The 13635-nt window shown below is 53.1% G+C and carries 10 protein-coding genes and 1 riboswitch; of the genes, 4 read left to right on the forward strand and 6 right to left on the reverse strand.

Going from position 1 to position 13635, the window contains the following annotated elements; all coding sequences use genetic code 11:
* Window positions 1-3: 3 nt before the first annotated feature.
* The 6 genes from JC200_RS05585 to egtB form a co-directional block, all read right to left on the reverse strand.
* Window positions 4-942, reverse strand: coding sequence for a carbohydrate ABC transporter permease (locus JC200_RS05585; protein WP_274435200.1), 939 nt, complete (start codon window positions 940-942; stop codon window positions 4-6).
* Window positions 943-1001: 59 nt separating this feature from the next.
* Window positions 1002-2264: an ABC transporter substrate-binding protein gene (locus JC200_RS05590; RefSeq protein ID WP_274435201.1), complete on the reverse strand. Its 1263-nt coding sequence runs from the start codon at window positions 2262-2264 to the stop codon at window positions 1002-1004.
* Between the two features lie 55 nt (window positions 2265-2319).
* Complete coding sequence (locus JC200_RS05595; protein ID WP_274435202.1) at window positions 2320-4548, reverse strand: amylo-alpha-1,6-glucosidase; 2229 nt, start codon at window positions 4546-4548, stop codon at window positions 2320-2322.
* Window positions 4549-4572: 24 nt separating this feature from the next.
* Window positions 4573-5577, reverse strand: coding sequence for a LacI family DNA-binding transcriptional regulator (locus JC200_RS05600; RefSeq protein WP_274435203.1), 1005 nt, complete (start codon window positions 5575-5577; stop codon window positions 4573-4575).
* Window positions 5578-6259: 682 nt separating this feature from the next.
* Window positions 6260-7222, reverse strand: a complete 963-nt coding sequence (gene egtD / locus JC200_RS05605) for an L-histidine N(alpha)-methyltransferase (RefSeq protein WP_274435204.1) — start codon at window positions 7220-7222, stop codon at window positions 6260-6262.
* On the reverse strand, window positions 7222-8493 hold the full coding sequence (gene egtB / locus JC200_RS05610; RefSeq protein ID WP_274435205.1) for an ergothioneine biosynthesis protein EgtB: 1272 nt from the start codon (window positions 8491-8493) through the stop codon (window positions 7222-7224). The genes egtD and egtB overlap by 1 nt, the downstream gene beginning before the upstream one ends.
* Before the next feature lie 338 nt (window positions 8494-8831).
* A riboswitch (Fluoride riboswitch) is annotated at window positions 8832-8891 on the forward strand.
* Between the two features lie 85 nt (window positions 8892-8976).
* Between egtB and JC200_RS05615 the strand changes: the two genes are divergently transcribed.
* Genes JC200_RS05615 through JC200_RS05630 form a run of 4 tightly spaced genes read left to right on the forward strand, consistent with a single transcriptional unit; the run spans window position 8977 to window position 13578 of the window.
* Window positions 8977-9933: a respiratory chain complex I subunit 1 family protein gene (locus JC200_RS05615; RefSeq protein WP_274435206.1), complete on the forward strand. Its 957-nt coding sequence runs from the start codon at window positions 8977-8979 to the stop codon at window positions 9931-9933.
* A 39-nt stretch (window positions 9934-9972) separates the two neighbouring features.
* Window positions 9973-10602 carry a hypothetical protein gene (locus JC200_RS05620; protein ID WP_274435207.1) on the forward strand — a complete coding sequence of 210 codons (630 nt, stop codon included), beginning with the start codon at window positions 9973-9975 and terminating at the stop codon, window positions 10600-10602.
* A 4-nt stretch (window positions 10603-10606) separates the two neighbouring features.
* Window positions 10607-12055, forward strand: coding sequence for a proton-conducting transporter transmembrane domain-containing protein (locus JC200_RS05625; RefSeq protein WP_274435208.1), 1449 nt, complete (start codon window positions 10607-10609; stop codon window positions 12053-12055).
* A gap of 26 nt (window positions 12056-12081) precedes the next feature.
* Window positions 12082-13578: a hydrogenase large subunit gene (locus JC200_RS05630; protein ID WP_274435209.1), complete on the forward strand. Its 1497-nt coding sequence runs from the start codon at window positions 12082-12084 to the stop codon at window positions 13576-13578.
* Window positions 13579-13635 lie beyond the last annotated feature (57 nt).

The raw sequence follows: 13635 nt of genomic DNA on the forward strand, positions 1-13635 counted from the left end.
ACCTCACTTTTCCCTGCCTATCGCATAGTTCTGGACAAGCGTCAGGATCAGAATAATGACAAACAGCACAAATCCCATCGCTGAAGCGTATCCCATACGCTGATTTAGGAACGCCTGATTGTAGAGGTCGAGGACTACGGACAGTGTGGAATTGACGGGTCCGCCGTTTCCACCCGATACGACGTACATTTGATCGAAGACCTGAAAAGAGCCGATCATGGACACGACAACAACGAGAAACGTTGTTCTCCTCAGCAGCGGTACAGTGATGCTCCACAACTTCGTCCACGACCCTGCCCCGTCGAGTTCTGCGGCTTCCAGCACATCGCCTGGAATGTCCTGAAGTCCTGCCAGATAGATAATCATGAACTGCCCCGCAGTTGACCAGACCGCCATGACCATCAGGGCTGGGAGCGCAAAAGTTGTGCTATTGAAGTAGTTGGGGCCATGAATGCCAAAGACCGAGAGAAACCGATTCAACAAACCCTGAGGCTCGAAGATGAATAGAAACATCACGCTGACGGCAACTGTGGAGCTCACAGTCGGTAAATAGTACGCGACGCGGAAAAGAGTCTTTCCGCGGACCTTGTCAACAATTAGGGCAAGGAACAACGCAAGCGCCGTTTGTATTGGAACGACACCGACCGCGTAGACGCTGGTGTTCAATAGCGCGCGTAAGAAGAGGGGGTCTCGAAACAGTTGGAGGTAGTTTCGAAACCCAACAAAGTGTGCATTCGCCGGATTCAACAAGGAATAATGAAAGAAACTGATGTATAGGGCATAAAATACGGGACCAATCAGAAACACTAAGAGACCCGTGAGCGCAGGCAACAGAAACAGGTAGCCGTTGATCGCTTGTTCAGTGGAACTCCCCAGCCACGCGCGTAAACGCCTTCGGGAGACCTTCGACGACGTCTCCGACAGTCCTGCGAAACCAGACAACGGACCTGCACCTCCGTGGGCGAGGATAGTCACCACACCTCGCCCGTTTTGATCCACAATTAGCCTTGGCTTGCGACGATTTTTGCAGCCTTCGCAAGCATCTGCGAGGCGGACTCACTGCCATTCAGTGCTGCAGGCAACTCGTTGTCCACGGCGTTCACTAAAGTAGATCCCACGGTGCCAAATTGGAATGGAACCGCATTCTTCACTCCGTCAATGAACGGCTGTTCCTGTGGAAAAGACTGCGTAACGAGGCTCTGTTCGCTGGTTCTCGATGGAATCGCAAGACCGGACTGCGCCGTCATTTTCAACGCTGCGTCCCCTGTCATGAAGAACAACAGTTTTGCGGCAGAGTTCGGGTGCTTCGTAGTTGCCGACATTGAGTAGCTCACAGTAAACGTATAGTTGTAACTCTTCCCATTCAGGGTTGGCATATCTGCGATGCCATACTTCAGGTTCGGTGCAGTTTGCTGTATGGCAGGGATCGACCAAGCCCCGGTCAGGTTCATGGCCGCTTTGCCAGCTGCAAATGCATCCGTCCCGCTCTGCTGTCCGATACTCTTCGGTTGAGTTATATAACCTTTCTTGTAATCCTGCAGGTAAAAATTGAGCCCAGCGGCGTTCTTTGAATTGGTCAATGTGGCAGTATTGGTCTGACTATTGAAGTAGCTGCCACCGTCGTCGAGCACCCACGGATAGTATCGTGCCACCGTAGGTGCCATCACCATGGGCACCATGCCCTTCGCCTTCAGCTTGGCAGCGTCCGTGTTAAACTGTGCCCACGTCGTCGGTGGGGACGCAATCCCTGCTTTGGCGAACATCGTCTTATTGTAGTACAGTGCCAAGGTATTGAAGTCTTTCGGCAGCCCATACTGCTGCCCCTTCCACTGGAACGCCTTGAGCAGCGCGGGACTGAACGCGCTGGTTTGAACCCCGCCCTCTGAGATGTACTTGCCAAGTGGCATCAGTGCACCAGAACTCTCAAACTGAGGCGCATACGACGAATCTACGTAGAAAATATCAGGCGCGGTGTGTGAAGCCAGCATCGTTTGAATCTGTTGCTGGTAGTTCCCGTTGATGACTTGAATATTCACATGTATGTTTGGGTTTTGACTTTCAAAAGCCTTAACTTGTTTTTCCACAAGTTGTTTCTCTGCTGGGCTTGACGTCCACATGCCCAGCGTGAGGCTGACGGACTTCTGCGCTCCTCCGCTACTTGTCGAATTGTTTGCCGTATTCCCTGCACCTGCAGACTGGCCACAGCCAGCCAACACTCCAATGCCCACAAGAGATACAGCAGTAACTCCAAGCCAACGTTTCATTCGAAATCCCCCTTCTTCTTTTGGATCCCGGCAATTGACTCTTCATCAACAATGATCATCCTCTACGGTGAAGACTTGGCTGGGCCACCTCGATGCCGACATCGATAGCTAGACCCGTTGAATTGGACATCACCTCGAATTCCGTGCGGTTCCCCACCCGACGCATCTTGACTCCGAGTTGACCCATGCCAATGGGGACAGCCTCAACATTCAGTTCATTTATGCCCTCAGGAAGGAAGGGATCTAGGAGAATGCGACCCCGGAAGACATCCACGTCGAGTCCAAGAAGTTGCTCCAAAGTGAAGACCGGAACGGCAGCGGCCCAAGCCTGAGGCGAACACGATACTGGGTAGGGAACGGGACTGCGAACTTCTTCCGACGACAAACCAGCAAACAGTTCTGGGAGTCGATGTCCAAAACCAGCCTGCGCTCTGAGGAGACCGGAAACGATTTCACTTACAGAGTCGAACGCCATTTGCCGCCGGAGTCCGCTCATTACAAGCGCCGTGTCATGGGGCCAAACTGAGCCATTGTGGTAACTGATGGGGTTATAGGCACGCTCAAGACTGCTCAAGGTACGAATGCCGTAGCCGCTGAACATGTCCGGTTGCATCATTCGTTTGGCAACCCGACGCGCAATATCAACCGGCAAGATATCACTGCACAGAACCTGACCCATGTTCGAACTGGAAACAGCCACCGGTTTCTTCTCTCCGTCAAGTGCCATGGCAATCGTTTGCGTCTCTGGGAGGTAGAAGTGTTCCACAAAGGACTGAGAAAGGCGGTCTGCCTTGCTGCATAGTGCCTCAGCTTGGTCTAGCTCTCCGAGATGTAGAAGCAACCGGCTCCACTCCACATAAACCCGATGCAAGTACGCCTGAACCTCCGCTAACGCGATTGGCCCCTGCGCAAGCGTACCGTCAGTGTGCATGATAGAGTCGCCAGAATCTTTCCAACCTTGGTTCGCAACGCCATTCTGTGCCTCACTCCAGTACTCTAAAAAGCCGTCGGCGTCCCTGTCTCCGAAATCCTCGATCCATTGGAGTGCCCGCATAGCGTGAGGCAGTTCCTCGCGCAAAAACTCTTCGTCGCCAGTCCAGCGAACGTAGTCAGCAAACAATCCTAAGTAGAGCGGTGTAGAGTCAATGCTCCCGAAGTAGCGTGCGAATGGCATGATGCCAAGGCGGCTCAACTCTCCGTCACGCACCTCATGCACAATTTTCCCAGGCTCCTCGTCTCTCGATGGGTCTAGCTGAGCCCCTTGGAAATGTCCCAAGGTTCGCACGGTACCCCGTGCAATTTCCGGACTAGCCAGTAGCATTTGTCTGGCCGCAATCAACGAATCCCGACCAAAAGGAACGGCATACCAAGGTAACCCGGCCACGAGGAAGTGTCCATAGCCCAAGTCAGTCGCCAGCATGCGAATGTCCCGCAAACCTTGCTCATACCAATCCCGAAACGGCAAATTTCCGCTAACACGCGGCATGAGCGAGAACCAGTCCCTGTACGACTCCCGTAGCGACTCCCGAACTTGCTCTAGAGAGTTCAACCCAGTTTGCTCCGGTTGTGAAGGGGAGCGCTTACAGTTCCCACCCAAAACGTTTTCAGTCACAGTTGAAGTTGGGGATTGGGCTGGCGTGTCTTCTAAGACTTCCGGGCGAATCCGCAGGCGCCAGCGGACTTGCCGCCGCGGCGGAATTTGCCAAGCCATCTCCAGCGTTCGCTCCGTTTCGCCGTCACCACTTGCCCATGAGGAAACCTCGCAATCGTCAGTGAGTGACTCAAACTCTACGGTTGTGCGATTCACGCGTCCATCACGTGCCACGTAGGTAAAGGAACATACCCGCTCAGCAATTTCCACCCGGACATTCCTCGCAAAGGATGGCTGGAACCCCCTCACTTCAAACATATCGACAAAGTCCGCATCCACCGTGTATTTGGCCCCCATATGCAAGGGTTGCAAGCTGTAGTTTTCCACGCACCCTTCCTCAAACAGTGACTCGCCAGTGACATACTGCCGCCGAGTCACGAGCAGCGATTCGCGTGGAAGGCCAAACGAATCCAAAGGCGGTAGGTTGGTGTAACGGTATACACACTCATACCCCTCCGTGCAGGATGCTTCTAGGAGAACAAATGAACTCGGCTTAGGCGTCCACATGAGCTTTGATAAAAACCGAGTATCCTTGGTAAACAAACCACTTTCATTGGTCGACGTCAAAGGTGATTCTCCTGATAAGTTGGAGAGAAAGAACAAGTCATTTTCCTTAATCACATGAAAGTTCATGATTCAACCCCTACGGCAGATTGATTAGGTGCTGCTGCGAACGACAAGTTCTGGAGCGAGTAATCTACCTGTTGGTGCATCACCATCCCTCAACATACTGTAGAGCATGGAAACAGCGGTTTGCCCCATTGGGTACCGTCGCTGACCGACTGTAGTCAACGCAGGAGTGACAATTGCGCCCAAGTCGATGTTGTCGAAGCCCACAACGGCAACGTCGTCCGGAACCCTGCGCCCTGCTAGGGACAGTCCCTTCATGCCACCAATCGCCATTAGGTCACTGGCATAGAAAACCGCCGTAACATCGGGACACTGATGCAGCAGTTGTTGAGTCGCTTCAACGCCTCCTTCGTAGGTGAAGTCGGAGTTAATGACCAAGTTCGACAAGTCTGTTATCCCTGCCGCCCACATGGCCTCTTGGTATCCCCTCAGACGGTCGAGGCTGACGGCGGCTTGCTGATGACCATTCACAAACGCGATTTTACGGTGTCCTTTCGACAACAGGTGCTTGACAGCAAACTTCGCTCCGTTAATGTTGTCTGACATGACGTAACCACAGTGCTCACTCAGCACGGGCAAGTCAATGGCAACCGTGGGCAGCGGCGAGTCTACGAGTTCGCTGAAGTACGGGTCATCGAGCCGCAATCCCATAACAACGACGCCTTCCAATCTTCTCTCCGTACAGAAGTCCACATAGCTCACCATGCGCTGGCGGGCGGTGTTCGTACTCATCAACACAACATCATACCCATACTCCGAAAGTTGATCGTGGATACCGGCGAGCACATCGAACATGAAGTGATGCCCTCCGCTGTCTTTGTTGAAATCGGAGACGAGGATGCCTACGCTCTCTGTTTGTTGCCGGACCAAACTACGTGCAACGTGGCTGGGGCGGTACCGTAGGCGCTGCGCAACTTCTAGTATGCGCTCGCGTGTTTGTGGCCCTACATCCTCCCCTCCGTTTAATGCTCGAGATACTGTTGTAATAGAAACCCCAGCTTCTCTAGCGACATCCCGAATCGTGACAGGCATCGGTGCACTCCTCACTGCTAAGAGGCTAATTGATGAAAACGTTTTGGTATCATACGCGTGAGCATTTTCGAATATATCCGAGACGTTTATAGACACGATATACCAAAACGTTTTCTTCGTCAATACGAAATGTTCGGTCATTTTATCCAAAAGAAATCTTGCCGTTCTGTGCTACAGTCATTGTCTCAGATGCAGACTTATCAAACATGGCAAGAACAATCAAGACTGCGCCAAGAAGTACCCAGTATCAAAACATTTGTACCTCGTACCATGCCACTACTGCACCTAGAACATATGCAGCAAGCTTCCACGAACGCCGTTGTGCAGGTTTGTGGAAACGGTAGATACCATAAACCAGATACATAACCGCGGCGACGATCAACGCGAAAACATGAAACATGGGAATCTCTCCCTGATTCAATATTGTACTGATTGAAAGCGCCAAAGACACCTACATTCACACGAGTTACGCGCTTGTAAATCGACTGACTTTGTTTAAAGATGAGCCTTAGCCAAATTTCATATCTTGAGTTGTGAATAGCGATATGTGCAAAGCTGGCACAAAAAAAAGAGCCACTACTTTCAGTGACTCTCAACCGACCATGCACCGGAAACCCGCTCGTGCGTTTTACGAAAGTGCAATTACAGCCTTATTCTGGTCCCGGGCGCCATCCTGCTAGTTTTAGTCAACCTCTAAATAGTGAACACTGAACAGTCCCGCTGAGTCCGTCCAAACCTGCACCGAACTGAACCCGCTCTTCTTTGCCAGATCGTGGAACGAATGTACCGAGAATTTGTACGAGTTCTCGGTGTGAATCGTTTCACCGACATGAAAGTGAATCGGTACATTGCCGATCGTCACAACTTGATCCTCACGACTCCTAATGTGCATTTCAATCCGACTCTCAAACTCATTGTAGAAGGCATAGTGCTCGAACCTGTGGAGTTGAAAGTCCGCGCCAAGTTCACGGTTTAGTCTAGCCAGCAGGTTCAAATTGAATGCTGCCGTGACACCAGTTGAGTCGTTGTACGCCGAATGCAACACATCGCTGGACTTCTTGAGATCGATCCCAATGAGCAACCCATCACCCTTTGCCAGCATCCGCGACCATCGGCTTAAAAACCGTTGCCCTTGCGGAGGGTCGAAGTTTCCGAAGGTAGAACCCGGGAAGAATAAAACCTTCTTCGCTGGAAGGTGCGGAAGTTCAAAAGGCTGTGTATAGTCGGCACAAATTGCAACGACCTTCAAACCTGGATGCTCACCAGCGAGCCCCTCCGCCGACATTTGCAGAAATTCCTTTGATATGTCAACTGCCATATATGCAACGGGATCGGGTAATTTACTGAATAGCAACCTGACCTTTTTGCCACTGCCGCTGCCAAGCTCAATCAGTGCTGATTTCTCCCCAATGCATGCAGCAATGTCCTTCGCGTGTTGACGTAGAATCTCCATTTCTGCTCGAGTAGGGTAGTACTCTGGCAAAGTTGTAATCTCTTCGAATAGAGTTGAACCTCGTTCGTCGTACAAGAGTTTGCAGTCAAGCCGTTTCTGTTGCCTGCGCAACCCGTCAAGTACTTCCATCCGCAAATCAGTGATTGTCGGTTGAAAATCCAAAAGTTCGTAAGCGCGCTGATCCGTCCTCATCAGCACCCCTCCGCCAACCGCAAACCACTAAACTGCCAGCGTTTGTCGGGCTGAAAAAAGTTTCGGTACGTGGGCCGTATGTGTGAAGCCGGTGTTACACAGGAGCCACCGCGAAGCACCATTTGGTTCGCCATGAATTTAGCATTGTACTCACCGAGTGCACCCTCCAACGGCGTGTTACCGGGGTACGGAACATACGGACTGGCCGTCCACTCCCATACGTCCCCATAAACACTCTCGACACCACCAGTCTCGTCAGCACACGGATGGTAATAACGGGTCTCTGCGAAGTTTCCCTTGATCTTGCAACTGGCGAATGCATTCTCCCATTCAGCCTCCGTCGGTAACCTCTTTTCGGCCCAGCGAGCATAAGCATCAGCTTCGTAAAAGCTGATATGGGTAACTGGCTCGCGTTCATCCACTGCTCGCATTCCCGACAACGTAAAGTAGTACCACTCACCATCGATTTGTTCCCAGTACAGTGGTGCCCTCCATCCTTCTCTCCTAACAGTTGTCCACCCGTCGGATAACCAGTAACTCACTTCGTGATACCCCCCATCTTCCATGAACGCCAGGAACTCTCCATTCGTCACGGGACGTGAGGCCAAACGGTATGGTTCCAGCCACAGTTTGTGTCGAGGACCTTCATTGTCAAACGCGAATCCCTGACCATCGTGTCCGATTTCGACGAGTCCACCGTCAAACGTTTCCCATTCAAACGAGTTGTTCGTGTTGGGACGAGCCTGCCGAGATGCGCATTCACGGTACACCGGCTCCAGCGGATTCACGTAAAAGTTGTACTTCAAGTCAGTGAGCATCAACTCTTGGTGTTGCTGCTCGTGGTGGATGCCGATTTCGAGGGCTGGCCAAACCGAATGGAGAGGAGTGCTGTTGTCCAGCAGGAGTTTTTCAACGTGTTCTTCTACGTATTGCCGGTAACCCCAAATTTCCTTGACTGTCGGGCGGGATAGCCATCCCCGCGCTGATCTAGGAAAAGGCTTCCCGACCGTTTCGTAGTACGAGTTAAACAGATGGTCAAAGCGCGGGTCGTACGGCCGGTAAGCGGGGGAGAATGGTGTCAGTACAAACCTTTCGAAAAACCATGTGGTATGAGCCAGGTGCCACTTCATGGGACTTGCATCCGGACTTGCCTGAACAACATAATCCTCGATTTCAAGTGGTTCCATGAGGTATTCCGTGAATCTTCTCACTTCTGAAAACCGAGATAGAATTGACAGACCATCGTGCTGGGTTTCTGTGGAGATTGGCACGTATTCTCCTCCCTACCGCCTTTTCGTGTTACTTCACTCCCAACCCACGATAATATTCGCCTACAAATGAGAATATCCCACGGCGGGTAGCGAGGTCAGTGAACCTGCTACCAGCCGTGGTGAATTCGTCTCCCAGAACGTTGGCTGTTGTGCTCTCGTAACCGGAGCGTGGTCCGAGAATGAGTATCACTCCTTAGCTCAACGGTGATAAGGTGGCTAATCAAGGTGAGGATCGCCCTAATTCAATCCGAAACGTCCGCATCATTGGGGTCGAGCTAGTGTTGTATTTTTTATGAACCCGCATATAATGAACCTAGAAGTTCTTGTCTGACTTGCAGTTGCCGGAAGGCGATGGAGCTCGCCATAAATGCCGAGAGGCTAATGGCTCCTATCCAGAAACATTTCTGGATAGGGGTCATTTTTTATTCTGGCGCACTATAGGCTTGCCCGGACACCGAGCCAACAGGCAGAGGGGGGACACTTATGTCGTTGTCATTCACGCAAGCAGTCGCGCCACAGATCGCGCAACTCGCCTTCATCTTACTTGCATCACCACTTATCAAAGGCATCCTCGACCGCGGGAAAGAGTTTGTTCAAGGCAAACGAGGCCCCAGCATCTTTCAGGTCTATCGAGATTTAAGAAAATTGTTTGTGAAGGAGACTGTTCTCCCGGAGGGCGCAGGTGTTTTGTACCGCGTCGCACCATACGTCTACTTTGCAGCTCCCCTCATCGTCGCGATGCTGATCCCGGTTTTGACCAGTTACCCTTTGTTTATGGCGTTCGCGGGAGACATGATGGCCGGAGGATTTATCCTCGGTTTGGCGACGTTTGCTCTTTTGACAGGCGCCACCGCAGGAGCAAGCCCTTATGGTGGTATTGGGAGCACCCGTGCACGTTTTGTGTCGATGTCGGTAGAACCCGCTTTGATTGTCATCCTGTTCGCCGTGAGTTTCACAGCACATGCCACGATCCCGTTCATTGTCAACCAAACCCTACAGAAACTGGCTTGGTCGCCCGTACATTTGCTTCTGATTGCTGCATTTTTCGGCGTACTTCTTGCAGAGACTGGTCGCATCCCGGTCGACAACCCATCTTCACATCGTGAGTTCTCCATGATCGACCACAACCGGGCCTATGACTACTCCGGCCCGCACCTCGCGTTGATCGAATGGGGTGGCGCCATGAAGTACACGGTGCTTGGGGTCATCCTCTTGAATGTCATTGTCAGTCCATGGGGTTTGGCCCGCTATCATGCCGCATGGTCGATCGCTCTGGCAGTGCCGCTCGTGTTCGTCAAGTTCCTCGGTCTAAACGCCGTGGTAGTGTGGGTCGAGTCTTCCATCGGGAAGCTGAGGTTGCTTCGCATTCCAGAGTTCATGGCGGGTGTTGCGTTGGTCGCCCTGTGCGCCGTCGTGTTGTCCGCAGTTGGCCTCAGCTAAGTCTCAGCCAGGCAGACGTAAATGATAGGAGGACTTAACATGCTGATTTGGACCTGGGTTACGCTCTTGGTGTTTCTCTGCACGATATGGGTGGCAGTAGCACGGGAGCTAAGCAACGCCTTGCTCGGCTATCTGGTTCAAACAGGACTCGTTGCTGTCCTCTATGGCATGGACGCAGTTCGGTCTCATGACACCAGTATGTGGGTTGCTTTTGGTGGGCTCATCGTCGTTCGCGGTGTTATCGTGCCGAGTCTGGTGTGGATTCGATTACCACGTTCGGTCATGCATCAGCGATCCAACCTGTTTCTCGGCACCCCTACCTTTGGTGTCTCGACCGCCGTGCTCATCAGTCTAGTTACCGGTTTCATTGTCTCTGCGTGGCATGCACAGGGGGCACTCAGCTTTGGATTTGCACTTGCGACCCTGTTCACAGGCATCGCAGTCACGAGCCTCACCCACGACGCGGGGCGCCAGATGGTCGGGCTGCTATGCGCCGAAAACGGCGTCGATACCGCCATCGCTGCTGAGCTCTCTCGCGTCTCGGTCATGGCGGACTACGTGATGTTCATCGACATTGCCCTTGTCGTCGTCCTGTTCGTGGCGCTGATCGGTCACTACGGGAGAGCAGGTTCGTTCAACCTGCGAGATTTCCACCAATTGAGGGGGTGAGGACATGTCTTGGTTATCGATACTTTTGCTCCTTCCCCTCCTCGGAATCGCGGCTTTATTTTCTGTGCCGCGTCAGCTGAGGGCGTGGGTCCCGGTCGTGGTCACGGGACTAAATTTGCTCGTAACGGGAGTCGCTCTGATTGTGCTTCCGACCCCTGTCAAAAGCTTGTCGGCGTCCTCTGGAGGCTGGCTACTTGATCCGCTCAGTCTCGGGATTTCGGCTATTACCCTGGTCGTCGGCTTCACCGCGGCGATGTACTCTGTGGGTTACGTTCGAAGAGACGTCGCAGCGATGAAATCCACGGTAGAGAAGGAACTACACTACTTCACCTTATTCCTTGTCTTCTACCTCTCGCTGCTCGCTGTTCCCCTGTTGCAAAACGTGTTTTTTACCTGGGGAGCAGTGGAGTTGACAGCGCTCGCTTCTGTCCTTCTCGTCGACTGGCACGATACGCAACTCACGCATGAGGCTACATGGAAGTATCTCGTCATCATGATTACGGGTGGACTCATCGCTCTGTTCGGACTGGTTCTGTTTGTTGGATTCGCAAAAGTACCGCTCCCTGACGCTACATGGTCCACGTTTTCACACATGGCGAAGACAGTACCACCGGTGATTGAGCGGGTATCCTTTGTTCTCGTGTTAGCGGGGTTTGGCGCCAAGGCAGGGCTCGTGCCCTTTAACTTTTGGCTTCCAGATGCACACAGCCAGGCTCCGTCCCCGATTAGCGCGATGCTGAGTGGAATCAAGTTGAATTGTGGCATGTATGGCATTCTCCGTCTTCAGGCCATTCTCCACTCCGGCGGTCAATCGGATTTTGCCAATTGGATGCTTGCCACCGTCGGATTTGTCACGATTGCGGTCAGTGCTCTGATGACCGTATCACAGACTGATTACAAGCGACTTTTTGCGTACTCGAGCGCCGAGAACCTCGGCCTCGTAGCCATTGGCTTTGCCTTTGGTCCGCTTGGCATGCTGGCAGGTTACCTGCAGATGGCAAACCACGCACTCATCAAATCGATGCTGTTCTACCAATCAGGGGAACTCCTGCACATCTGGGGGTCTACAGACATGCGAGGGCTTAGCGGGATCTCCAGTGTGTTGCCGCGGACGGGGCACGCCCTCATGTTTAGTATGCTCGCCATTGCAGGGGCACCCCCGTTTGGCTTATTCATCAGTGAATTCCTAATCCTATACGCAATCGCCAACCATGGAATGATTTGGCTAGCGATTCTCCTGATCCTCTGCCTAGTTCTGCTGTTTGGGAACTTTCTTCGCTACGCAATACAGATCGGATACGGTGAACCATCGAGTCAATTACGACTGTTACAGCGGTCTCGGGAAGGCGCAGGCATTCTAGTTCCGACATCCGTGCACCTGGCGATGACCTTGGTGCTTGGAACGCTCCTCCCACTTGTCGTAAGTGGGCTGATACACACTTCATTTGTCTGATCAAAAATCGCAAGGGGGAAATCTCCATGCATACCGTGCCGAAACAAAAGCTTGTACCGGCGATGCCAAGCAATTCTTATCACGCTGCCAGCCTCGCTGACTTTTCAAATACGCTCCTCAACCGCTGTCTTCGGTCCACGTCTGATGAAGAGGCACCAACGTGGCAACTCCTGTACTACGGCGTCATCCAAGAAACACACGCGGATGCACTCCTGGCCGTTCTCGCCCGTTCGGGCAGTGAAGAGCAGGTTTGGCTCACCGCCGACCTGTCCACACGTGAACCTTGGCCGTCGCTCGCAAACGACTGGCCAGCGTTACTTTGGCCCGAGCGCGAAGTCTGGGAACGGACGGGTTATGAACCTTTGGACCATCCGGACCTTGTGCCCATCTTGCATCCCCACCTTGTTGACCTTGAGAGGCGAGTCGAAGGGGCTGGCGTATTCTCTCTCCCGCTTGGGCCTGTCCGTGCAGACGTCAGCGAATCAGCATTCTTCCTGTTCGACACGGTCGGCGAGCAAATCATGCATCTGCAGCCACAGTTGTTTTACAAACACAGGGGGATCGAACAAATCGCCATTGGGAAGGCAGCGGAGGATGTATTGCTCCTTGCGGAACGAATCTCAGGCACATCCACGGCGGCCCACGCCAGTGCGTGCGCGTCCGCCCTGGAACAGGCCCACCGCTGGCAGCCACCGAGTCACGTGCTGTGGGAACGGCAGTTGTGGGTGGAACTTGAGCGTTTGTACAACCACGCCCACGACCTCTCCCAACTCGCTTCAGCTGCAGGCATGACCGTTGGGCAGGCACAGTTGGCGCGAGTGAAAGAAGAGTGTCTCCGACTAGCTGCGGACCTGACGGGGTCTCGCTACCTTCGCGGGGCAGTGCAATTGTTTAGCTCATCAAATATTAACTGGAAGACGTCTCTGCCACACCTGGAAGCGAGTTTATCTGCCGCCGATGAGCGGCTGAATCACTTTATTCGACTGCTCAGTCGAACCCCGACGTTCATCGACAGATTAGTCGGCACGGGTACTGTGAAACGCGAATGGGCAGACAAGTACAGCCTCGTTGGAGTGACAGCTCGAGCATGCGGCGTCAAGACTGACATGCGCCACGAATTCCCCGCCCATTACACAGGGACCGGGTACGAAATCTGCACCTCATCGATGGCAGCAGGCGACGCCAAATCCCGCTTCGACGTCCGCGTGGACGAATGGAACGTCTCCGTCCGCATGGTTCGCAACCTAGCGCGGAGGCTGGCTGACACCGAGCGAACTGACACCCCGGCACCACGTCATTCGCCGACGGAAGCCTGGGGTGTCGGGTTCGTCGAAGGGGCACGCGGTCGAGTCGCACACGTCGTTGTGGTAGCTGACGGACGCGTGAAGTTTTACGGAGTCCGCTCTGCTTCCAGTTGGATTTGGCCAGTGTTCGGATTAGCAACGGCGAATGGCAATATTCAAACCGACTTTCCAGTGATCGACGCCAGTTTTGGCCTGTCCTGCGCTGGCATGGACCGTTGAATCACTGTGCGACCCCGATCTGTCTGGGTCCTGTCAGGAACGCAGACGGGTTGTTCA

The sequence above is a fragment of the Alicyclobacillus sp. ALC3 genome (assembly GCF_028751195.1).
Classification (GTDB): Bacteria; Bacillota; Bacilli; order Alicyclobacillales; family Alicyclobacillaceae; genus Alicyclobacillus_L.

What these genes read in the sequence shown, in the direction of transcription:
- JC200_RS05590 (WP_274435201.1), bottom strand. Translation starts at nt 2,264, where the DNA reads ATGAAACGTTGGCTTGGAGTTACTGCTGTATCTCTTGTGGGCATTGGA.
- egtD (WP_274435204.1), bottom strand. Translation starts at nt 7,222, where the DNA reads ATGAGGACGGATCAGCGCGCTTACGAACTTTTGGATTTTCAACCGACA.
- JC200_RS05625 (WP_274435208.1), top strand. Translation starts at nt 10,607, where the DNA reads ATGTCTTGGTTATCGATACTTTTGCTCCTTCCCCTCCTCGGAATCGCG.
- JC200_RS05595 (WP_274435202.1), bottom strand. Translation starts at nt 4,548, where the DNA reads ATGAACTTTCATGTGATTAAGGAAAATGACTTGTTCTTTCTCTCCAAC.
- JC200_RS05630 (WP_274435209.1), top strand. Translation starts at nt 12,082, where the DNA reads ATGCATACCGTGCCGAAACAAAAGCTTGTACCGGCGATGCCAAGCAAT.
- JC200_RS05615 (WP_274435206.1), top strand. Translation starts at nt 8,977, where the DNA reads ATGTCGTTGTCATTCACGCAAGCAGTCGCGCCACAGATCGCGCAACTC.
- JC200_RS05600 (WP_274435203.1), bottom strand. Translation starts at nt 5,577, where the DNA reads ATGCCTGTCACGATTCGGGATGTCGCTAGAGAAGCTGGGGTTTCTATT.
- JC200_RS05620 (WP_274435207.1), top strand. Translation starts at nt 9,973, where the DNA reads ATGCTGATTTGGACCTGGGTTACGCTCTTGGTGTTTCTCTGCACGATA.